Here is a 21526-nt window from a genome sequence, read left to right on the forward strand (position 1 = left end):
CTGCGCAACCGCCCGTAAAACGGGGAACCCAAGCCGATAAACAGCGTCATACGGGGCGCGCACAGCCGCGAATAAAATGATATTCTCAGGTTCACGTGCCTGAAGCACAGATAGCTACTCACCCTAACCGCACAGCATTCACTCCTTGCTGAAAATGCTGTCACAGGAGACTTATAGTGTCTGAATTGTCTCAACTTTCGCCACAGCCGCTGTGGGATATTTTTGCCAAAATCTGCTCGATCCCGCACCCTTCCTACCATGAAGAAGCGCTAGCACAGCATATCCTCGACTGGGCAAAAGAAAAGAACCTGCATGCCGAACGCGACCAGGTCGGCAATATTCTGCTGCGCAAGCCTGCCACCAAAGGTATGGAAAACCGCAAGCCGGTAGCGCTGCAAGCACACCTGGATATGGTGCCGCAAAAGAACAACGATACGGTTCACGATTTCGCCAAAGACCCGATCCAGCCTTATATCGACGGCGAATGGATCAAGGCACGCGGTACTACGCTGGGTGCCGATAACGGTATCGGTATGGCCTCTGCGCTGGCGGTGCTGGCCGATGACAGCGTAGAGCATGGCCCGCTGGAAGTCCTGTTGACCATGACGGAAGAAGCCGGTATGGACGGTGCCTTTGGCCTGCAGCCAAACTGGTTACAAGCTGACATCCTGATCAACACCGACTCCGAAGAGGAAGGCGAAATCTACATGGGCTGCGCCGGGGGGATCGATTTCATCACCACCCTGCCACTGCAACGTGAAGCACTGCCAGCCGGTTACCAAACGCTGAAGCTGACCCTGAAAGGGTTGAAAGGCGGCCACTCCGGTGCCGATATCCATCACGGCCTGGGCAACGCCAACAAGCTGCTGGCCCGTTTCCTGTTTGCCCACACGCCAGAGCTGAACCTGCGCCTGCTGGAGCTGAACGGCGGTACGCTGCGTAATGCCATCCCACGTGAAGCCTCTGCCGTAGTAGCCGTTCCGGCCGCCAAAGCCGATGCGCTGAAAGCCCTGAGCCAGCAGTTCCTGGCTACGCTGCAAAACGAACTGTCTGCCAAAGAGAAGAACATTACCGTTCTGCTCGAGCCAGCCACTACCGCTTTGCAGGCACTCACCGCAGACTGTCAGAGCCGCTTGGTGGCACTGCTCAACGGTACCCCTAACGGCGTGATCCGCATGAGCGACGAAGTGAAAGGCGTGGTAGAAACTTCGCTGAACGTCGGCGTGGTGACCACCAGCGAGCATGAAGCCGAGATCATTTGCCTGATCCGCTCCCTGCTCGACAGCGGTAAAGACTATGTGGTGGATATGCTGACCGCATTAGGCCAACTGGCCAACGCCAAAGTAGCACCGAAAGGCGGCTATCCAGGCTGGCAGCCAGATGCCAAATCTCCTGTGATGCAGTTGGTGCGTGAAACCTACCAGAAGCTGTTCAACAAGACGCCAAACATCATGGTGATCCACGCCGGGTTGGAGTGTGGCTTGTTCAAGAAACCTTACCCACAGATGGATATGGTGTCGATTGGGCCGACCATCACCGGGCCTCACTCGCCGGATGAGCAGGTGCATATCGCCAGCGTTGGCCAATACTGGACGCTGCTGACCGCCTTGCTGAAAGCGATCCCTGAGCGCGGATAAGATATTGGGCCCAGTTTAACGCTGGGCCCAATAACTCAGTTGAAAAAACTATCGGCCCTACCTGTCAGGATTGCGTTTCGTTGTTAGCCAGATTGCCGCTAATTTCATTCATCTGCGACTGTATCAGCGCTGCGCTAACCGGTGGCAGCAGGAAAGCAAACAGAATTATCAGCCAAGTCTTATACCTTGCTTGTTGCCCGTGGCTTTCAATTATCGCCCGAAGAGTATCGTTTAGCGTGGAGAAAATTGCTGGCGTGACAATAGGCACAACAAAAGCCGACCACCCAGCCCCTCTAGGGGTTAGTAGTATCGCAGATTGGCTATAGTTTCTGATTTCCGCATGTATTTTTACCAACCAATAAATATTGTAAAACGGCACAAAATACAGCAGGAAGGTAATTCCAGGTTCGCGGTATGTCGGCGCAAGAGGAGCAGCCTGCCGTACCGGCGGCGCCACATTAAATAACTGTGGTTTCATCGGCATCAACAACAATGTGCCAATGATCGCCGGTGTCGCTAATACAGCAAAAAAGTATGTTGGATTGTCAAGCAACGGATCCATATCAAAAACCCGTCCTGTCAGAGACGCAATGGATAAATTATTCAACAACTTCAATGTTGCCATCAACCCAAATGCCAAGACATAAGTTTCTGTACTGCCGACTGCACCAGCAATAAACGCAGGAATGATCAGTATGATAGCCCCTATCCCCAGCCCTATCAGCATCTCCCCGGCCATCAGCGCAACAACGTTTTCCACATTGAAACAGAATAATGCTATACCCAGTAAATAGAAGGCACTAAACAGGTACAGTAAATAGTAGCTTTTCATCCGGCTGGCTATCCAGGCCAGAATCACACCAAATAAAAAACCGGCCTGTTGGAATGAAAAAGCGATGCCAATCGTCAAATAGGACAAGTCTGAACCTTTCTTCATATAAAGCGCCGAATATAAGCTCAAGATATATTGACTCGAAGCAATAAAAACAAAATAAAAAACCAGCCCCCAAAATCGATAGCTACTGTGTAAATCGGCCCACGTCCATTTTGTTGCGGACGCTTGGTGAGTCTTTTCCATTGTTCCTGCTTCCCTGTAAGGATATAACCCCAAAAAATAAGCGTTGATTGTACCCAGGCGAGTGGATTAAACATACTCGTTTTTCGCCTCACCACGTCAGTACCAGCTGCCGCTCCAACTGGGGATCGAGCAGCGTTACGTGCAGGCCAACCAACCTGACGCCGCGCCCTTCCCGCCGCTCATGCCACGCCTGGCGGGCAACATTGAGCAAGTCCTCAATATTGAGCACCGGCCAAACGTGCTCCTGGGTGGTTTGCTGGAAATCCTGGAACTTCAGTTTCACCCCTTGGCGGGCGATATGCAGATCCGGTTTGACCTTGCGCAGCCGCATTTCCAGCTCTGGATAGAGTTTTTCAACGATCAGCGTTTCACAATCTTCCCAATGATGAATGTCCTCGACCAGCGTTCGCTCAACCCCTACCGATTTGCGTAAACGATCGGGGGAAACCTCACGCTCATCGATACCCTGACAGCGTTCCCACAGCACCCGGCCAAATTTGCCGAAGCGCTTTAACAAATCGGCCAGATTATAGTTCTGCACATCGGCGCAGGTGATTAACCCCACCTCTTCCAACCGTTTGGCGGTGACCTTGCCCACGCCGGGAATTTTACTCAGCGGCAGCTGCTGCAAGAAAGCGGGCACCTGCGCCGGTGTGATGACGTATTGGCCGTTTGGCTTGTTCAACTCGGAGGCGATCTTGGCCAGGAATTTGATGGGGGCAATGCCCGCCGAAGCGGTCAGGTTCAATTCAGCGGCAATTTCCTGGCGGATCTGTTGGGCAATCAGGGTGGCGGAGCCGTTGCATTGGATGCTGTTGGTCACGTCCAGATAGGCTTCATCCAGAGAGAGCGGTTCGATCAGCGGAGTATAACGGGCGAAGATTTCACGGATATGCAGTGAGGCTTCTTTATAGGCCGCCATGCGGCCCGGTAACAGCGTCAAGTGCGGGCAGAGCTTGAGCGCCGTGGCGGTCGGCATGGCGCTATGCACGCCATAACGGCGCGCCGGGTAGTTGGCGGTGCTGATCACGCCACGCCGATCGGCGCTGGCACCGATAGCCAGCGGGATATCGCGCAGGCTGGGATTGTCGCGCATTTCTACCGCTGCGAAGAAGCAGTCCATATCGACATGAATGATTTTACGCATCGCGCCTCCAATAATACTGTATAAGTATACAGCCAATTATTAAAAGCTCAATATGGAGAGTGTAGACTAGTGGCGCCCCTCACCCTAACCCTCTCCCACAGGGAGAGGGGACCGAACGTGCCACAAATTAGCTCCGGCACCTGACCGCAACTCCGGACTAGCCCCTCTCCCCAAACAAGTGTTCATGAGGTACTCGGTATGTACATTGGGAGAGGGTTGGGGTGAGGGGCCGTACAGCGCACCGGTGTAGGAAATCCCGAACGGCTAGAGGATCCGGTGTTTTTCCAGCATTTCGCGGCGCAGCGCTTCCTTGGCGATGCGCTTTTTGCGCGCGTCGCAAGGCTCCGGGCAGTCACAGACCTTTTCCATCCCCAGCGCCGTAATGCCGCCACAGCTGCCCTGCAAGGTTTTGCGCTTGAACACATAGCCCAGTGACATCCCACCAACCACCAGCAGAAACAGCACAAAGGATGCAGCGAACATCGTCAACATAACGTCTACCCTTTCTTCAGATAGGGCTTGAACGCATCGGAATAGCGCTCCTCAAACCCCTTGGCGGTTTTCACGATCATAAACACCGGGATCCCCAGCAGGTTGGCCAGCGCCATACCTCGCTCCGGCCCCATCACGTTTAACCCGGTAGAAAGCCCGTCAGCCGTCATACACAACGGGCTGATCACCGTGATCGACACTAAATGGTGGCGGATCGGTTTACCGGTGAGCGGGTCGATAGTATGAGAATAGCGAACTCCGTCCTGCTCGAAGTAATTTCGGTAATCCCCAGAGGTGGCCATCGCCATCTCACCCGGCTCGATCACCAGTTGCGCCTGCTGCTCCCCCCCGGCGGTTGGCCGTTCGATGGCAATGCGCCAGGGCTTCTTCTCGCCGTTATGACCACGGGTGCGGACTTCCCCGCCAATATCAACCATGTAGTTTGCGACGTGCTGTGATTGCAGATATTGAGCAATCGCATCAACGCCGTAGCCTTTGGCAATGGAAGAGAGGTCGACGTACAGCTCAGGAATGCGTTTCACCAGCGCATTGCCTTCAACCGCCAGTTTGTCGATCCCCGTCCAGCTGCGGCGCTGTTCCAACTCGGTGGCACTCGGCACTTTTTCCGACCGCCCTTCCGGGCCAAAACCCCACAGGTTCACCAGCGGCCCGACGGTCACGTCCAGCGCGCCGTCGGTCACACGGTTGATGCGCAGCGCTTCCAGCACCACTTCCGTGGTGGCAGCAGAAACCGGGAAAGGCTTGTCTACTTCACGGCTGGCGTTAAACCGACTCAGCTCGGAATCAGGTTGATAGGTCGACATCTGATCGTTGACCTGTACCAGCCGTTGGTCGATCTCCGCTTGCAGCCTTGCCACCGAAGGCGTTCCGTCCCCAGGGAGATAACTGATCGAGTACGACGTGCCCATGGTTTTGCCACGCAGGTTTTCCTGTTTCGGCTCACAACCGGTCAGTAACACTGCAGCAACCAACGCCGCCACCTTCATCCAAGCCTTCATTCCATCGCCACCTACTGCCCGCATTTAACCGCCAAAGTCATCGAGCATGATGTTTTCGTCTTCCACACCCAAGTCCTTCAACATCTTGATCACCGCCGCGTTCATCATCGGCGGTCCACACATATAGAATTCACAATCTTCCGGCGCTGGATGGTTACGCAGATAATTTTCCAGCAGGACATTATGAATAAAGCCGGTGTAGCCCGTCCAGTTGTCTTCCGGCTGCGGATCGGAGAGCGCCACATGCCAGGTGAAGTTTTCGTTCTCTTCCTGCAGATGGTTAAAGTCGTCCTCGTAGAACATCTCACGCAAGGAACGCGCACCGTACCAGAAAGTGATTTTGCGCTGCGACTTCAGGCGCTTCAACTGGTCAAAGATGTGTGAACGCATCGGTGCCATTCCGGCCCCGCCGCCGATGAAGATCATCTCGGCATCGGTGTCTTTGGCAAAGAACTCGCCAAACGGCCCGGAGATGGTCACCTTATCCCCCGCCTTCAGCGACCAGATATAGGAAGACATAATACCTGGCGGCACGTCCGGGTTGCTCGGCGGTGGCGTAGCGATACGCACGTTGAGCATGATGATGCCTTTCTCATCGGGATAGTTGGCCATCGAATAGGCGCGCACCGTTGGCTCTTTCACTACCGAACGGTAGCGGAACAGATTGAATTTATCCCAGTCGCCACGGTATTCCTGCGGCACGTCGAAATCGGCATAGCTCACTTCATGCTCGGGCGCTTCGATCTGGATAAAGCCCCCGGCGCGGAAAGGCACATCTTCCCCGTCCGGAATGCGCAGCTTCAGTTCTTTGATAAAGGTGGCTTTGTTATCGTTGGAGATCACCTCGCAGTCCCATTTCTTCACGCCGAAGATCTCTTCCGGCAGCTCGATTTTCAGGTTCTGCTTCACGTTAACCTGGCACGCCAGGCGGCAGCCCTCTTTGGCTTCACGCTTGCTGATATGGGAAAGCTCGGTGGGCAGAATATCGCCGCCGCCCTCTTTGATCACCACCCGGCACTGACCGCAGGAGCCGCCGCCGCCACAGGCCGAGGAGACAAAGATCCCCTGGCTGGACAACATATTCAGCAGCTTGTCACCCGCTGGGGCGGTAAAACTTTTGTCTTGATCGCCGTTAACCTCAACGGCAATGTCACCGGTGTTCACCAACTTGGATTTGGCAAACAGGATCAGTAACGCCAGCACCATCACGATGCAGGTAAACATCACCACGCCTAAAATAATTTCCATAAATGCTTCCTGCCTTTACAACTGGACGCCGGAGAACGACATAAAGCCCAATGCCATCAATCCGGTGGTAATAAAGGTAATGCCCAGGCCACGCAACCCGGCTGGCACATCGGCATACTTCAGTTTTTCACGGATCCCCGCCATGGCAACAATCGCCAGCATCCAGCCGGTGCCGGAGCCGAAGCCATACACCACGGATTCCATAAAGTTGTAATCACGCTGCACCATGAACGACACGCCGCCGAAGATGGCACAGTTCACCGTGATCAACGGCAGGAAGATCCCCAGGGCGTTGTAGAGCGCCGGGAAGAAGCGATCGAGGATCATCTCCAGGATCTGCACCAGCGCCGCAATCACGCCGATAAAGGTGATGAAGTTGAGGAAGCTCAGATCGACGCCTTCCACCAGCGCCCCGTCACGCAGGATCAGGTTATAGACCAGGTTGTTGACCGGTACCGAGATACCCAGCACCAGCGTTACGGCAATCCCCAAGCCAAACGAGGTCGAGACCTTCTTCGACACCGCCAGGAAGGTACACATCCCCAGGAAGAACGCCAGCGCCATGTTCTCAACGAACACCGCACGCACAAACAGGCTGATATAGTGAGCCATCGGCGGTTACTCCTTTTCTATCTGCGCTGGCTTGAGGGAACGTAGCCCCCAAATCAGCAGGCCGATGATAAAGAACGCACTCGGTGCCAGCAGGAACAGACCGTTGGGCTGATACCAGCCGCCGTTCTGCACCGTTTCCAGCACCGTGATGCCAAACAGCTTGCCCGAGCCGACCAGCTCGCGCAGGAAGCCCACCAGGATCAGGATCACGCCGTAGCCCAGGCCATTGCCGATACCGTCCATAAAGCTCTCAATCGGCGGCGACTTCATGGCGTACGCCTCGGCGCGGCCCATCACGATACAGTTGGTGATGATCAGCCCGACGAACACCGAAAGCTGTTTGGAGATTTCAAACGCATAGGCACGCAGCAACTGATCGACCACGATCACCAGCGAAGCGATGATCGTCATCTGCACGATAATGCGCACGCTGTTGGGGATATGGTGGCGGATCAGCGAAATAAAGAAGCTGGAAAACGCAGTGACCAGGGTGACCGCAATCGTCATCACCACCGCCGTTTCCAGCTTGGTGGTCACCGCCAGCGCCGAACAGACGCCAAGCACCTGCAGCGCGATCGGGTTATTGTCAAACAGTGGCCCCAACAGGACCCGTTTAACCTCTTTGGAATCAGCCATTTTTCAGCGCTCCTTCACGGACTTTCTGCAGGAATGGGCCAAAGCCGTGCTCGCCCAACCAGAAATTAAACGTATGCTGTACGCCGTTAGCGGTCAGCGTCGCGCCGGACAGGCCATCCACACCGTGGATATCCCCTTGCCGCGCTCCGCCTTTCACAATGCGGATTGCCGGGTTGCCGCTGTCATCAAACAGCTGCTTGCCGATCCACTGCGCGCGCCAACTGGCGTTCTGGATCTCGCCGCCCAGGCCCGGGGTTTCGCCATGCTGATAGAAACTCAGCCCGCGTACCGTATTGCCATCGGCATCCAGCGCAACGAAGGCGTACATCATCGACCATAGGCCAGTGCCATAGACCGGCAGCACAATCTTGTTCACCGCGCCGCTTTCGTCGCGCACCAGGTAGATTTCAGCCTGATTGCTACGGCGGCGGATGCCGGCCAGATCCTGCTCGGCGCTCAACGCCCGGCTCTTGGCATCGCTGCGTAGCGCGGCGGCCAGATCGAAGGAGGTCGCATCCCCAGGCACAAACTCACCGCTGTCCAGATCCAGCAAACGCGGTTCGATGCGCTTGCTAAAGGTGGCTTTCACCCGTTCGCCAGTCATCCCCGGTTGCAGTAAACCGGCTACGTCAAGGATGTTGCGTTGCTTATCCAGCAACCGCTGTTCCTGCTGCCTGGATTGCAACCCAACAGCGGAACCCGCGACCACCACCGAACACACCAGACACAGCAGCAGCACTACCAGCAGCGTTTTGCCAAAGCTGTCATTTTTAGATTCATTCGCCACGTGCTTTTCTCCGCTTGATGTTAGCCTGCACCACCAGGTAATCGAACAGCGGTGCGAACAGGTTGGCGAACAGGATCGCCAGCATCATGCCTTCCGGATAGGCCGGGTTGACCACCCGGATCAGCACGCACATCACGCCGATCAGGATGCCGTACCACCATTTCCCTTTGTTGGTAAACGAGGCGGAAACCGGGTCGGTAGCCATAAACACCATACCGAAGGCAAAACCGCCCAGTACCAGGTGCCAGTACCAAGGCATGGCAAACATCGGGTTGGTGGTAGAGCCGATGGCATTGAACAGATACGCCGTGGCGATCATGCCGATCATCACACCGGCCACGATGCGCCAGGAAGCGACACGGCCAAACAGGATAATCGCCCCGCCCAGCAGGATCATCAGGGTTGAGACTTCCCCGATCGAACCAGGAATGTTACCGATAAACGCGTCCATCCAACTGATGGATTGGCCGGTGGTGACGTTGGTCAGGCTGTGAACTCCGCCGACGCTCCATTGCGCCAACGGGGTTGCACCGGAAAAGCCGTCTGCCGCAGTCCACACCAGATCGCCGGAAATCTGCGCCGGGTAGGCGAAGAACAGGAAGGCACGCCCCGCCAACGCCGGGTTGAGGAAGTTACGCCCGGTACCGCCGAAGATTTCCTTGGCAACCACCACACCAAAGCTGATGCCCAGCGCGGCCTGCCATAACGGCATGGTCGGCGGCACAATCAGGGCGAACAGAATGGAGGTAACGAAGAAGCCTTCGTTGATCTCATGTTTGCGTACCATGGCAAACACGACTTCCCAGAAGCCGCCCACCAGGAATACCACGGCGTAGATCGGCACGAAGTAGGTGGCACCGAGCACCATCTTGCTGATCCAGCCAGCATCGGCGCCAAGCGTTGCCCCCAGCATCTGTGCCAGCCAGTAATGCCAGTCCCCCGCCAGCACCTGTTGCAGCTGTTCGCCGCTGTACAGATGGTGCAGTGCAGGAATGGTCTGCTGGCCCACGTTATACATGCCCCAGAACATGGCCGGGAATACCGCCAACCACACCAGGATCATCATGCGTTTCAGATCGATGGCATCACGTACGTGCGAGGCACCGCGCGTTACCGTGCCGGGGGTGTAGAACACCGTCGCCGTCGCCTCAAACAGCGGGTACCACTTTTCCAGCTTGCCACCCGGCGTGAAGTGATGCTCAATCTTGTCAAAAAAATTCTTCAGGCCCATCGGTTATCCTTCCTGCTCAATCTTGGTCAGCACTTCGCGCAGCACCGGGCCATATTCATACTTGCCGGGGCAAACGAAGGTACACAACGCCAGATCTTCTTCATCCAGCTCCAGACAGCCCAGCGCCTGGGCACTGTCCGTATCGCCTGCCAGCAGATCGCGCAGCAGATGGGTCGGCAGAATATCCAGCGGCATCACCCGCTCGTAATTGCCGATCGGCACCATCGAACGCTCACCGCCGTTGGTGGTGGTGGAGAAAGCGAACAGCTTGTGCTTGAGGAAATGGCCCAGCGTGGTGCGGGTGATGGAGAACTTGTCCGATGCCGGAGCAATCCAGCCGAACAGCTCTTTCTCCCGGCCTTCCAGCAACACCGAAACCTGGTTGTGGAAACGGCCAAGCCAGGCACTCGGGCCGCTGGCATGGAAACCACTCAGCACCGAGCCGGAAATCACACGGTTCTCACCGGCCTTCAGGCGGCCCGCCGTCAGTTGCTCCAGGCTGGCCCCCAAACGGGTGCGCAGCAGCACCGGCTGTTCCACCTGTGGCCCCGCCAGGGCGATCACGCGCTGGGTATCCAGCTTGCCGGTAGTAAACAGGGTGCCGATGGCGATCACATCCTGGTAACCGATGTGCCAAACGGTTTTCTTCAGGCTGACCGGCTCCAGGAAGTGAATATGCGTGCCCACCAGCCCCGCAGGGTGCGGGCCAGCAAACTCGCTGTAATCAATCTGCGCCCCGGCAGCCGTATCCAGCCGCGTACCCGCTGCGTGGCAAACGTGTACCTTGCCTTCCGTCAGGCGTGCCAATACCGTCAGCCCGGCATTAAATGCCGCCAATTGCTCGTTGATGATCACCAACGGATCCGCTGCCAGCGGCTGAGTATCGATAGCGCTGACGAAAATAGCGCGCGGTGAGGTGCCTGGACGGGGGGTTTTGCTGAAGGGGCGTGTGCGTAGCGCGGTCCACAGGCCGCTGGCGATCAGATCGCTTTCAACCTGTTGGCGCTCCAGCATCGGCAAATCGGCCTGCTGATAATAGGCCAGTTCCACCTGTTGTTCGCCGCCGTGGTCGATGTCAATCACCACCGATTGCAGCATACGGCGTTCGCCGCGATTGATAGCGGCGATCTGCCCACTGGCCGGTGCCGTGAAGAAAACCCCAGGGATCTTCTTATCTTCAAACAGCGCCTGGCCTTTTTTAACGCGATCGCCAACCTGTACCAACATTGAGGGGCGCATACCAATATATTCCTGGCCGAGCAGCGCCACTTGTGTGACCGCTGGGCCATCCTGGATCACCTGCGAAGGCGCCCCAGCTATTGGCAGATCTAACCCTTTTTTTATTTTGATCATAGGATTTATACGATGTTTTAAATTTTCACACGCCCAACCAACCCAGAGGCAGGCATAAAGCATGCAGGATGATGAGGTGGCCCTAGCCCCCTCCGGATGAACACGCTGACCTCATGCCCAACATGAAATATTCACACTGACCGCTGACACCCAGATCAATGATTAAGCCAATGCTGCATATTGTTAAAACATTGCTATCAACGATGGCGAAATTGATGCTGTTTCACACAATTCCCACGTACTGATTACCGACTAATAACGATACAGCATGGGCAAGATATTAACATTTTCGACAGAATTTTTCCGTGCTATCTAGTGACCTGAGTCGAGGAAATGCAATTAAACTGCTGTTATCTCTTGACACTACTCGTTAAAAACGCAGGTTCATTTCACTTTTACCGATGATTGTAGTTTTTTTATACACTTCGCATATTGCTAAAAAACAACACGCTGGTAATCTGACAGGGTTAAATACGAAATCTCGTCAGTGGCATGCTGGCTACATTAGTTTTTATCCCCTATGAATTTCAAGCTGCAGCTAGGCGACTAGCTTGTTCATCCCCAGGAGCTTACTTAGATAAGTGACTGGGGTGAGCAAGCGCAGGTAACAACGCTGCAGCTTGAAAGGCGACGGGGATATGCCAGCAAATAAATATAAGCAGGATAAATTAATAATGAGCAAAATCGCGCTGTTGTTTGCGATGCTATTTTGTACGCCGCTGATCACGGCGTGCAGCGCCAGTGAGCCAGCCCCGGCTCCCCAGTCCCCTTTAGTTGCACAGCAGTTATTAGGTTCACCGGTCTATATCCAGATATTCAAAGAAGAACGCAAGCTGGAACTGTATGCCAAGATGGGCAACGAATTCCGCCTGGTGAATAGCTTCTCTATCTGCAACTTCTCTGGTGGCCTTGGCCCGAAGCGCCGTGAAGGGGATTTTAAAAGCCCTGAAGGCTTTTATAGCGTCGATACCCGCCATCTGAAGCCGGACAGCAAATATTATCGCGCCATCAATATCGGTTTCCCGAATGATTACGATAAAGCGCAGGGATATTCCGGAGCCTATCTGATGATCCACGGGGAATGTAAATCAATTGGTTGCTACGCAATGACCAACGCCTATATGGACGATATCTATCGTTACGTTGAGGCGGCGTTTGCCCATGGGCAAAGCCGGGTGGATATCAGCATTTATCCGTTCCGCATGACCGAACAGAACCTGCAACGCCACCGTTCTTCAACCTACATCAGCTTCTGGCGTCAGTTGAAACCGGGTTATGACTACTTCGTCAAAAACCGTCAGCCACCGATGGTTAGCGTGGCCAACGGCCAATATGTGATGGCTCAGCCGGTGATTGGCAGCGGTCAGCCAACGCAGTACGCCTCAACGATTGAGACTAGCAACAACCCGTTCGCCCGCAGCCAGCCGCTCACCGTAGTAAAATAACGCAAACTCGCCTGGTGCAATCTTGTGCCAGGTTTCATTGCCCGTCAGCGGTTGGGTCGCAATGACCGTGACCACGTCATCCGGCGTGGTCTGCCGCTGAAAATCAATCTCTACGTCCTGATCGAGCAAGGTAGCTTTGCCAAACGGTGCTCGCCGGGTGATCCAGTAAAGGTTGGTGGAGCAATAGGCCATCACAAAGCGCCCGTCCGACAACAGCATATTGAACACCCCTTTATCCCTGAGCCGATCGGCCAATAACGCGATATAGCGAAACACGGCCGGCCAATTGCTGGGAGTGCGGGGGTATTTCAGCGCCAACTGGTGTAACAGCCAGCAGAAGGCATATTCACTGTCGGTCTGCCCTACCGGGCGGAAATTGCCGGTCGCCAGTTGGCGATAGCCTTTCAGTTGCCCATTGTGAGCGTAAGTCCAGTTGCGGCCCCACAGCTCACGGGTAAAGGGATGGGTATTTTCCAGCGCCACCTCGCCACGATTAGCCTGGCGGATGTGGGAGACCACGGCACAGGACTTGATCGGGTATTCCTGTACCAGGCGGGCGATAGGTGAATTGAAGCTGGGTTGGGGATCCTTGAATGTGCGACAGCCGTTGCCTTCATAGAAGGTAATGCCCCAGCCATCTTTATGCGGCCCGGTTCGGCCACCGCGCTGTACCAGCCCGGTAAAGCTAAAGCAGATGTCGGTTGGTACGTTGGCGCTCATCCCGAGCAGTTCACACATCGATTGCCACCCCTTGAGGACTACTGACATAAGGGCGCAGCTTGATGCCACGCCCTACATTAATGCTGATAGAGGACGCATGCGCCCTCGCTCGCCGTTAAGCCTTAACCATCTCTTTTTCGATCAACAGGATCAAGATGTGGATCGCTTTGATGTGGATTTCCTGGATACGGTCGGCGTAACCAAAGTGCGGCACGCGGATTTCCACGTCGGCGCTACCGGCCATTTTGCCACCGTCTTTACCGGTCAGGGTGATCACTTTCATCCCCTTGGCGCGGGCCGCTTCAATGGCTTTGATGATGTTGCCAGAGTTGCCGGAGGTGGAGATCCCCAACAGCACGTCGCCTTCACGGCCTACGGATTCCACATAGCGGGAAAACACGTATTCATAGCCGAAATCGTTGCTGACGCAGGACAGATGGCTAACGTCAGAAATCGCAATCGCCGGATAACCTGGGCGATTCTCACGGTAGCGGCCAGTCAGCTCTTCCGCGAAGTGCATCGCATCACAATGCGAGCCACCGTTACCGCAGGAGATCACTTTCCCGCCGGCTTTAAAGGAGTCCGCCAGCAGCACTGCCGCGCGTTGGATGGTATCAATATTGGCGTCATCGCTGAGGAATTTCGCCAGGGTATCAGCCGCTTCATTCAGTTCACTGCGAATTAAATCGTGGTACATAGAGATCGCCTCAAGTTGTGCGGTGGCATCGTCAATCTTTCGTCTTGCAGTGTAACGGATTGCAGAAAAACCGAGAAGCGTTGCGACGCAAACAGCGCCAGTGTGAAACGACCCGGCGATTTTTTGACAATTGATGCTATCAGTTTGTGACTTGAGTTGTAATTAAAGTGTAAATACATTGATAAAAAAATAGGTATGGACTAAAACCATTAGTTATACACAACAGGTCGGACCTCTTACTACTTCGGAGCTTCTTATGATGGTTCTTAGTATCGTTATTCTACTCGCACTCATTGGTGTGGTGTTTTATCACCGAGTGAACCTGGCTCTCAGCAGTCTGTTGCTGTTGGCCTTTACGGCGGCCATGGGCGCAATCGGCCTTTGGACTTACTGGATGCTGGTACCGCTGGCGATCGTACTGCTGCCGCTGAACGTCGTTTCGCTGCGCCGCTCGCTGCTTTCTGCCCCTGCACTGCGCGCCTTCCGCAAAGTGATGCCACCTATGTCCACCACGGAAAAAGAAGCCATCGACGCCGGGACCACCTGGTGGGAAGGCGATCTGTTCCGCGGCCAACCGGATTGGAACAAGCTGCACAACTATCCGCAGCCCAAGCTGACAGAGGAAGAGCAAGCCTTTATCGACGGCCCGGTGGAAGAAGCCTGCCGCATGGCCAATGACTTCGAGATCACCCACGAACTGGCCGATCTGCCGCCGGAACTGTGGGCCTATCTGAAAGAGCATCGCTTCTTTGCGATGATCATCAAGAAAGAGTACGGCGGGCTGGAATTCTCCCCTTATGCTCAGGCCCGCGTCCTGCAAAAACTGGCGGGTGTTTCCGGTATTCTGGCGATCACCGTCGGCGTGCCTAACTCCCTCGGTCCAGGCGAACTGCTGCAACATTACGGCACTGAAGAACAGAAAGATCACTATCTGCCAGGCCTGGCGCGCGGCGACGAAATTCCTTGCTTCGCCCTGACCAGCCCGGAAGCGGGTTCCGACGCAGGAGCCATCCCGGACGTGGGCACCGTGTGCATGGGCGAATGGCAAGGTAAACAGGTGCTGGGCATGCGCCTGACCTGGAACAAGCGCTATATTACCCTGGCACCGATTGCCACCGTACTGGGGTTGGCCTTCAAGCTGCATGACCCAAGCCGCCTGTTGAGCGATAACGAATCCCCCGGGATCACCTGTGCGTTGATCCCAACCAACACCCCAGGGGTAGAGATCGGCAACCGTCACTTCCCGCTCAACGTGCCGTTCCAGAATGGCCCAACCCGCGGCAACGACGTGTTCGTACCGATCGATTACATCATTGGCGGGCCAAAAATGGCCGGTCAAGGCTGGCGGATGCTGGTTGAATGCTTGTCGGTTGGCCGTGGTATCACCCTGCCGTCCAACTCCACCGGTAGCCTGAAATCGGTGGCTTTGGCGACCGGCGCGTACGCCCATATTCGCCGCCAGTTCAAAATCTCTATCGGTAAGATGGAAGGGATTGAAGAACCGCTGGCCCGTATTGCCGGTAACACCTACGTGATGGATGCCGCCGCCTCACTTATCACCTATGCGTTGATGCAGGGCGAAAAACCGGCGGTGCTGTCCGCCATCGTGAAATACCATTGTACCCACCGTGGCCAGCAGGCCATCATTGATGCGATGGATATCACCGGCGGTAAAGGCATCATGCTGGGCGAAGCCAACTTCCTGGCCCGTGCTTACCAGGGCGCACCGATCGCCATCACGGTGGAAGGTGCCAATATTCTGACCCGTACCATGATGATCTTCGGCCAAGGGGCGATCCGCTGCCACCCTTATGTGCTGACCGAAATGGCAGCCGCTCAAAACAACGATCTGCACAGCTTCGACCAGGCGCTGTTTGGCCACCTCGGCCACGTTGGCAGCAGCAAAATGCGCAGCCTGTGGCTCGGCCTGACCAACGGCCGCACCAGCAGCACACCAACCAAGGATGCCACACGCCGCTACTACCAGCAGCTCAACCGTCTGAGCGCCAACCTGGCGTTGCTGTCTGACGTTTCCATGGGCGTACTGGGCGGCAGCCTGAAGCGCCGCGAGCGTATCTCAGCCCGCCTGGGTGACGTGCTGAGCCAGATGTACCTGGCCTCAGCCACGCTGAAACGCTTTGAAGATGAAGGGCGTCAGAAAGAAGATCTGCCACTGGTTCACTGGGGCGTGCAAGACAGCCTGAACCAGGCAGAGCAGGCGTTGGACGATTTGCTGCGCAACTTCCCGAACCGCTTTATCGCCGGGGTGATGCGTCTGGTGGTGTTCCCATTCGGCCGTGTGCATACTGCGCCTTCGGATAAGCTGGACCACCAGTTGGCGAAGATTATCCAACAGCCTTCAGCCACCCGTAGCCGCCTTGGCCGTGGCCAATACCTGACGCCAAGCGAGCATAACCCGGTTGGCCTGCTGGAAGCCGCGTTGCTGGACGTGATTGCCGCAGAACCTATCCACCAGCGCCTGTGCAAACAATCCGGTAAGAACCTGCCGTTCACCCGTCTGGATCGTCTGGCACAGCGTGCACTGGATGAAGGCAAGATCAGCGCCGACGAAGCCAAGATCCTGGTGAAAGCGGAAGAGAGCCGTCTGCGTTCAATCAACGTTGATGACTTTGCTCCGGACGCGCTGGCGGCGCAGCAGCCGGTAAAGCCAGTAAAGCTGGAAAAACGCCAGCAGCAGACTGAAGCCGCATAACGGTCACCGGTCGTAAATACCAAAGGGGCGATGCCATAACGGATCGCCCCTTTTTTATTGCAGATTCAGATTGGCTCAGCCATGTTGGCGGATACGCGCCAGCAAGGCATCGATATGTTCTATGTGCGGCGCATTGACGATCAGCGCGCGGCCCAGATTGAGGGCGTTGCGCTGACATTCGGCACGCATTTCCCCATCACTGATGCTGTCCAGATCGGCCACATGCGCCAGCCCGATGGTGCGACGTATCAGCTCCGTGCCGCAATAACCCACCGCATCTGTCCATACCTGTTGCAGGAACTGCTCGGCATAGCCCGGCAGCGCCAGCGTTGCGTCACGGCTATGTTGATGGCACAACGCCAGAAAGCGATCGGCAAAGATCAGCCACAGCTCACGCACATCCTGCAACCGCTGCTCACGCCCGGCCGCCGCATCACGCGGGCCGAACAACCCCGGCCAACCGCAATAGTTCAGCAGCAGATTGCCCAGCGCAGTGCCAATATCGAAGCCGATCGGCCCGTAGAAACCGAATTCGGCATCGATCGCCTTCAGCTTGCCTTCCGCGACAAAGATCGAACCGCTGTGAATATCACCGTGCAGCAACGCCTCGGCCTTGCTCAGGAAGCGATGCTTCAGCCCGGCTACCGCCAGCTTCAGCGCCGCGTCATTGCGCAGCGCCAGCACCTGCGGCAACAGCGCTTCGTCAAACCGATTACGTTCATGATCCTGATAGGGATCGCTGAAAAACAGATCTTCGGTGATCTGGCACAACTCCGGGTTGGTGAAACGGCTGACTTCCGCCTTTTTCAGCTGTGCGGTCTGGTAAAAATCAGAGGTGTGGAACAGGGTCTGCGCCAGGTATTCCGCCAGTTGCCCGGCGGCCAGCGGATAGTAGCGCCCTTTCACCAGTTCGCTGCGCCAGATGTGATGATCAGAGAGATCTTCCTGCACCATCACCGCCAGCTCTGGATCGTGATGCAGCACCTGCACCGTGTGGCGTGGGCACAGCGCCCCGTGGATCAGCAGCGTTTCCGCTTCGATACGCGCCCGATCCAGCGTCAACGGCCAGGACTCCCCCACGCAACGTACGTACGGCAGCGCCTGTTTGACGATCACTCGGCTGACGCCGTCCGCATCACGGATTTTAAACACCAGGTTCAGATTGCCATCACCGATCTCGTCGGCACTCACCAGCGCCTGTGGATCGGCCAGTTGCCCATATTGGCGCGCGTATTCAACGGCATCGGCAGCAGTAAACGTACGATATTGTGACATCCCCCAACCCCTCTGTTCTTTCCCATAGCGATGATTTTTTTATTTTTAGACGCAAAAGCGTTTGGACGTCTATACATCCAGATGTCATGTTGGCAGAATGGGTTCACAGATGCAATAAGAAACACACAAGGATTTAACCACTGATGCAAGCACTTAACACCACCAGCCTGAGCCTGCAAAACAACCGGCTGCAGATCCTCGATCAGCAAGCCTTACCGCAGGAAAAGCGCTGGCTGCCCTGCGATAGCGTGGACGAATTGGTTGGACATATCCGCGCCCTGCGGGTACGCGGCGCACCGTTGATCGGGCTGTCTGCCAGCCTGCTGCTCGCCCTGTTGGCCGAGCGTGGCCTGTCGCAGTCTGAACTGGAGCAGGCATTGCAGACGCTACGCGCCTCACGCCCAACCGCGGTGAACCTGATGAACAATCTGGATCGTATGAAGCAGGCTTTGGCACAGCCGGATTGGGTGAGCGCCATGAGCGAGGAAGCGCTGCGCCAGGTCGAGGAAGATCGAACCCTGTGCGATCGCATCGCCGATAACGGGGCCGAGTGGGTGAAACCGGGTAGCCGCCTGCTCACCCATTGCAACACCGGAGGGCTGGCGACGGCGGGCGTGGGTACGGCGATTGGCGTGCTGCTACGTGCGCATCAGCAAGGCAAGATCGCCCAGGTGTGGGTCGATGAAACCCGCCCGTTGCTGCAAGGAGGCCGCCTTACCGCCTGGGAACTGGGTGAGCTGGGCATTCCTTACCGCTTGATCTGCGATTCCATGGCTGCCAGCCTGATGGCTACGGGCCAGGTCGATGCCGTCTGGGTAGGTGCGGACCGCATTGCGGCCAACGGTGACGTGGCCAATAAAATCGGCACTTACAGCCTGGCGGTGCTGGCCCATTACCACCGTATCCCGTTTTACGTGGCCGCCCCACATACCACGCACGATCCTCATTGCCCCAACGGCGCAGCCATTCCTATCGAACAGCGCGCGGCCGAAGAAATCACCGGCGTCAGCGGCAGCTTTGGTTCCTGCCAGTGGGCACCGCTCAATGCGCCAACCTACAACCCGGCATTTGATGTGACTCCTGCGGCGCTAATCAGCGGCTGGGTGTTGGATAGCGGCGTCATTACGCCAGAGCAGGTTGCCGACGGGATTTTCCAGCGCGCATTGGCATAACTTTTTGCCCCTCACCCCAACCCTCTCCCACAGGGAGAGGGAGCTGCCCGGAGCGCGTGGTTGGATCGTGCAACTTCGGGAAGTTGGGAGCAAGAACAACGAGGATGGCAGTAGAATGCAGAAAAATCAGCGAACTCGATCGGGCCTCTCTCCTTGTGGGAGAGGATTGGGGTGAGCAGCCCGGAGCGCGTGGTTGGATCGTGCAACGTCGGGAAGTTGGAAGCAAGAACAACGAGGATGGCAGTAGAATGCAGAAAAATCAGCGAACTCGATCGGTCCCCTCTCCTTGTGGGAGAGGGTTAAGGTGAGGGGATTCAATCTAGCTTTGGATATGCCTCGGCAATTTTGTCGCCGGTGAAATGGGCCACCCAACCTTCAGGATTATCAAAGACGCGGATGGCGGTGAAGTTGGGGGCCGAGCCCATATCAAACCAGTGGCGAGTATTGGCTGGCACCGAGATCAGGTCGTTTTTCTCGCACAGGATCTGGAAGATTTTCCCTTCCAGATGCAGGCAAAACAGCCCCGCCCCTTCGACAAAGAAGCGCACTTCATCCTCGCCATGGGTATGTTCGGCCAGGAATTTTTCCCGCAGCACCGCACGCTGGGCGTTATCTGGACGCATGCTGATCACATCCCAGCTCTGGTAGCCCTTTTCTGCCACCAGCCGGTCGATCTCATGCTGATAGGCGGCGATCACCGCTGCTGGCTGTGGGTTCGCGCCCAACTCGCGATCGGCCTGCCAACGCTCAAAGCGCACGCCAATCTGCGCCAACTGCTGCTGGATAGCCTGCGCATCCTGGCTCTGCCATAACGGCTGCTGCGGCTCTTTATCGCTAAAAATGGTCAATCCACTCATTAGACAAACTCCCCTAATTCGATGTGATCAAAACGCTTAACCTGCCGGTGTTGGCTTTGCAGATCGGCGGCGTCACGGATCAGTTGGCAGGTATGCCAACCTGCCAGCCGTGCCGCGTCCAGCTCCTGATGGATATCGGAAAGGAACAGCAGCTCAGTTGGCTCCAGACCGATGGCCTGGGCGATATTGTGGTAAGACGCGCTTTCACGCTTGGCCCCCACGTGCGTATCAAAGTAACCGCTGAACAGCGGTTGCAGATCTCCTGCATCGCTGTAACCAAACAACAGCTTTTGCGCTTCAACCGAGCCGGAGGAATAGACGTACAGCTTCAGCCCTTGCTGCTGCCAGGCGGCCAGTTGTTCGGCCACCTCAGGGTAGAGATGCCCCTGGAAATCACCGTTCAGGTAACCGCTGCGCCAGATAATGCCCTGCAGGGCCTTCAGCGCGGTCGATTTGCGATCTTCATCCATAAAGCGATAAAGGATGGTAATAAGCCGCTCATTATCGGCGTCCGGCTGTCCGATCTCTGCACGCAATGCCGTCAGCGGAGCCGTAACTTCGGCGTCATTAGCATGGCTGCGGATAAACGCCCCCAGGCGTTCACGGGCATAAGGGAACAGCACCTGATGTACAAAGCGGATATCGCTGGTGGTACCTTCAATATCGGTGACGATGGCGCGGATCATTTTGCCTCCAGTAAACGGCGTTGCAGTTCGCACTGGAACAGGAACTCCAGCCCTTCAAGGTGGCGGTGCGCTTCCTCCACCTGTTTGCCCCAGCAATACAAGCCGTGGCCGCGCACCAGAAAACCGTACTGCAAGGGCGTTACCTCGGCAAATGCGGCCACACGCGCAACCAGCGCCGGAATATCCTGGTCGTTATCAAAAATGGGGATGCTGACGCTGTCGAGATGGCTCTTCTGACCGCTGAGGGATTTCTGCATTTCATACCCTTGCAGCACCAGTGCTTCACTTTTCTCCACGCGGGAAAGCACGGTGGCATTGACCGAATGGGTATGCAGGATGGCACCGACGGTGGGATAGAGGCGGTAGATCAGCGTGTGCAGGCCGGTTTCCGCCGAAGGCGTGCGGCCGCTGGGGACATGGTTGTTTGCCGTTTCCACCAGCAATAAATCCTGTTCGCTCAGGCTGCCTTTGTCTTTACCGGACTCGGTCACCAGGCAATGTTGGGTATCAAGGCGCAGCGACATATTACCGCCGGTCGCCGGACACCAGCCTTTCTCACCGATCCAGTGGCAGGCGGCCAATAGGGCAGATAATTGCGGGTTTTCCATCATTCTCTCTATTTCCTGGCAGGTAGCTTTTGGCGATTGATTGAATGTGACTCACCTATCCTCTAAGAATTTCAAGTTGTAGTTAGGTGACGAGGATAGACGTCTATACGTCT

At 56.1% G+C, this 21526-nt stretch carries 20 protein-coding genes; 4 read left to right on the forward strand and 16 right to left on the reverse strand.

Annotated features, from left to right (window positions below; genetic code table 11):
• Positions 1-176 precede the first annotated feature (176 nt).
• The gene (gene pepD / locus ABIE29_RS06765) at positions 177-1637 is read left to right on the forward strand and encodes a beta-Ala-His dipeptidase (RefSeq protein WP_429617431.1); all 1461 of its coding nucleotides are present in this window, start codon (positions 177-179) and stop codon (positions 1635-1637) included.
• Between the two features lie 64 nt (positions 1638-1701).
• Here pepD and ABIE29_RS06770 read toward each other — a convergent pair whose 3' ends face one another.
• The 10 genes from ABIE29_RS06770 to ABIE29_RS06815 all read right to left on the reverse strand — a co-directional run bounded on the left by ABIE29_RS06770 (position 1702) and on the right by ABIE29_RS06815 (position 11240).
• The gene (locus tag ABIE29_RS06770; RefSeq protein WP_429617434.1) at positions 1702-2715 is read right to left on the reverse strand and encodes a hypothetical protein; all 1014 of its coding nucleotides are present in this window, start codon (positions 2713-2715) and stop codon (positions 1702-1704) included.
• Between the two features lie 88 nt (positions 2716-2803).
• The gene (gene dinB, locus ABIE29_RS06775) at positions 2804-3862 is read right to left on the reverse strand and encodes a DNA polymerase IV (protein WP_429617435.1); all 1059 of its coding nucleotides are present in this window, start codon (positions 3860-3862) and stop codon (positions 2804-2806) included.
• Positions 3863-4126: 264 nt separating this feature from the next.
• A complete protein-coding gene (nqrM, locus tag ABIE29_RS06780; protein ID WP_065683846.1) occupies positions 4127-4354 on the reverse strand; it encodes a (Na+)-NQR maturation NqrM in 228 nt (75 codons plus the stop codon).
• 5 nt (positions 4355-4359) lie between these two features.
• On the reverse strand, positions 4360-5373 hold the full coding sequence (locus ABIE29_RS06785) for an FAD:protein FMN transferase (protein WP_429617436.1): 1014 nt from the start codon (positions 5371-5373) through the stop codon (positions 4360-4362).
• Between the two features lie 24 nt (positions 5374-5397).
• The gene (nqrF, locus tag ABIE29_RS06790) at positions 5398-6621 is read right to left on the reverse strand and encodes an NADH:ubiquinone reductase (Na(+)-transporting) subunit F (RefSeq protein WP_429617438.1); all 1224 of its coding nucleotides are present in this window, start codon (positions 6619-6621) and stop codon (positions 5398-5400) included.
• Between the two features lie 15 nt (positions 6622-6636).
• Entirely contained in the window at positions 6637-7233 is a 597-nt protein-coding gene (gene nqrE / locus ABIE29_RS06795; RefSeq protein WP_021181925.1) for an NADH:ubiquinone reductase (Na(+)-transporting) subunit E, read from the reverse strand.
• A 6-nt stretch (positions 7234-7239) separates the two neighbouring features.
• A complete protein-coding gene (locus tag ABIE29_RS06800) occupies positions 7240-7869 on the reverse strand; it encodes an NADH:ubiquinone reductase (Na(+)-transporting) subunit D (RefSeq protein ID WP_021181926.1) in 630 nt (209 codons plus the stop codon).
• On the reverse strand, positions 7862-8656 hold the full coding sequence (locus ABIE29_RS06805; protein ID WP_429617442.1) for a Na(+)-translocating NADH-quinone reductase subunit C: 795 nt from the start codon (positions 8654-8656) through the stop codon (positions 7862-7864). Before ABIE29_RS06805 ends, ABIE29_RS06800 begins: the two co-directional genes overlap by 8 nt.
• A complete protein-coding gene (locus ABIE29_RS06810; RefSeq protein ID WP_429617445.1) occupies positions 8646-9887 on the reverse strand; it encodes an NADH:ubiquinone reductase (Na(+)-transporting) subunit B in 1242 nt (413 codons plus the stop codon). Before ABIE29_RS06810 ends, ABIE29_RS06805 begins: the two co-directional genes overlap by 11 nt.
• A 3-nt stretch (positions 9888-9890) precedes the next feature.
• Positions 9891-11240: a Na(+)-translocating NADH-quinone reductase subunit A gene (locus ABIE29_RS06815; RefSeq protein ID WP_429617447.1), complete on the reverse strand. Its 1350-nt coding sequence runs from the start codon at positions 11238-11240 to the stop codon at positions 9891-9893.
• Positions 11241-11914: 674 nt separating this feature from the next.
• Here ABIE29_RS06815 and dpaA point away from each other — a divergent pair.
• Positions 11915-12685 (forward strand): peptidoglycan meso-diaminopimelic acid protein amidase, encoded by a 771-nt coding sequence (gene dpaA, locus ABIE29_RS06820; RefSeq protein WP_429617450.1) that lies wholly within the window; start codon positions 11915-11917, stop codon positions 12683-12685.
• Here dpaA and ABIE29_RS06825 read toward each other — a convergent pair.
• Together ABIE29_RS06825 and lpcA are read right to left on the reverse strand one after the other, a co-directional pair.
• Positions 12623-13423 carry a class II glutamine amidotransferase gene (locus tag ABIE29_RS06825; RefSeq protein ID WP_429617452.1) on the reverse strand — a complete coding sequence of 267 codons (801 nt, stop codon included), beginning with the start codon at positions 13421-13423 and terminating at the stop codon, positions 12623-12625. The two genes, dpaA and ABIE29_RS06825, sit on opposite strands and share 63 nt — an antisense overlap.
• A 97-nt stretch (positions 13424-13520) precedes the next feature.
• Positions 13521-14102 (reverse strand): D-sedoheptulose 7-phosphate isomerase, encoded by a 582-nt coding sequence (lpcA, locus tag ABIE29_RS06830; RefSeq protein WP_021181931.1) that lies wholly within the window; start codon positions 14100-14102, stop codon positions 13521-13523.
• A 256-nt stretch (positions 14103-14358) separates the two neighbouring features.
• On the opposite strand from lpcA, the gene fadE reads away from it, so the two are divergent.
• Complete coding sequence (gene fadE, locus ABIE29_RS06835; protein ID WP_429617456.1) at positions 14359-16815, forward strand: acyl-CoA dehydrogenase FadE; 2457 nt, start codon at positions 14359-14361, stop codon at positions 16813-16815.
• Between the two features lie 75 nt (positions 16816-16890).
• Here the strand turns inward: fadE and mtnK are convergent, their stop codons facing one another.
• Positions 16891-18090, reverse strand: coding sequence for an S-methyl-5-thioribose kinase (gene mtnK / locus ABIE29_RS06840; protein ID WP_429617458.1), 1200 nt, complete (start codon positions 18088-18090; stop codon positions 16891-16893).
• 143 nt (positions 18091-18233) lie between these two features.
• Between mtnK and mtnA the strand changes: the two genes are divergently transcribed.
• Positions 18234-19262, forward strand: coding sequence for an S-methyl-5-thioribose-1-phosphate isomerase (mtnA, locus tag ABIE29_RS06845; RefSeq protein ID WP_429617459.1), 1029 nt, complete (start codon positions 18234-18236; stop codon positions 19260-19262).
• Positions 19263-19576: 314 nt separating this feature from the next.
• Here mtnA and ABIE29_RS06850 read toward each other — a convergent pair whose 3' ends face one another.
• From ABIE29_RS06850 to ABIE29_RS06860, 3 genes are read right to left on the reverse strand one after another with little or no spacing between them, the layout of a single operon-like run.
• Complete coding sequence (locus ABIE29_RS06850; protein ID WP_429617461.1) at positions 19577-20119, reverse strand: 1,2-dihydroxy-3-keto-5-methylthiopentene dioxygenase; 543 nt, start codon at positions 20117-20119, stop codon at positions 19577-19579.
• On the reverse strand, positions 20119-20805 hold the full coding sequence (mtnC, locus tag ABIE29_RS06855; RefSeq protein ID WP_429617463.1) for an acireductone synthase: 687 nt from the start codon (positions 20803-20805) through the stop codon (positions 20119-20121). The genes ABIE29_RS06850 and mtnC overlap by 1 nt, the downstream gene beginning before the upstream one ends.
• Positions 20802-21416, reverse strand: coding sequence for a methylthioribulose 1-phosphate dehydratase (locus tag ABIE29_RS06860; protein ID WP_429617466.1), 615 nt, complete (start codon positions 21414-21416; stop codon positions 20802-20804). The genes mtnC and ABIE29_RS06860 overlap by 4 nt, the downstream gene beginning before the upstream one ends.
• Positions 21417-21526: the final 110 nt, after the last annotated feature.

The organism is Serratia sp. 2723, assembly GCF_050434425.1.
GTDB lineage: Bacteria > Pseudomonadota > Gammaproteobacteria > Enterobacterales > Enterobacteriaceae > Chania.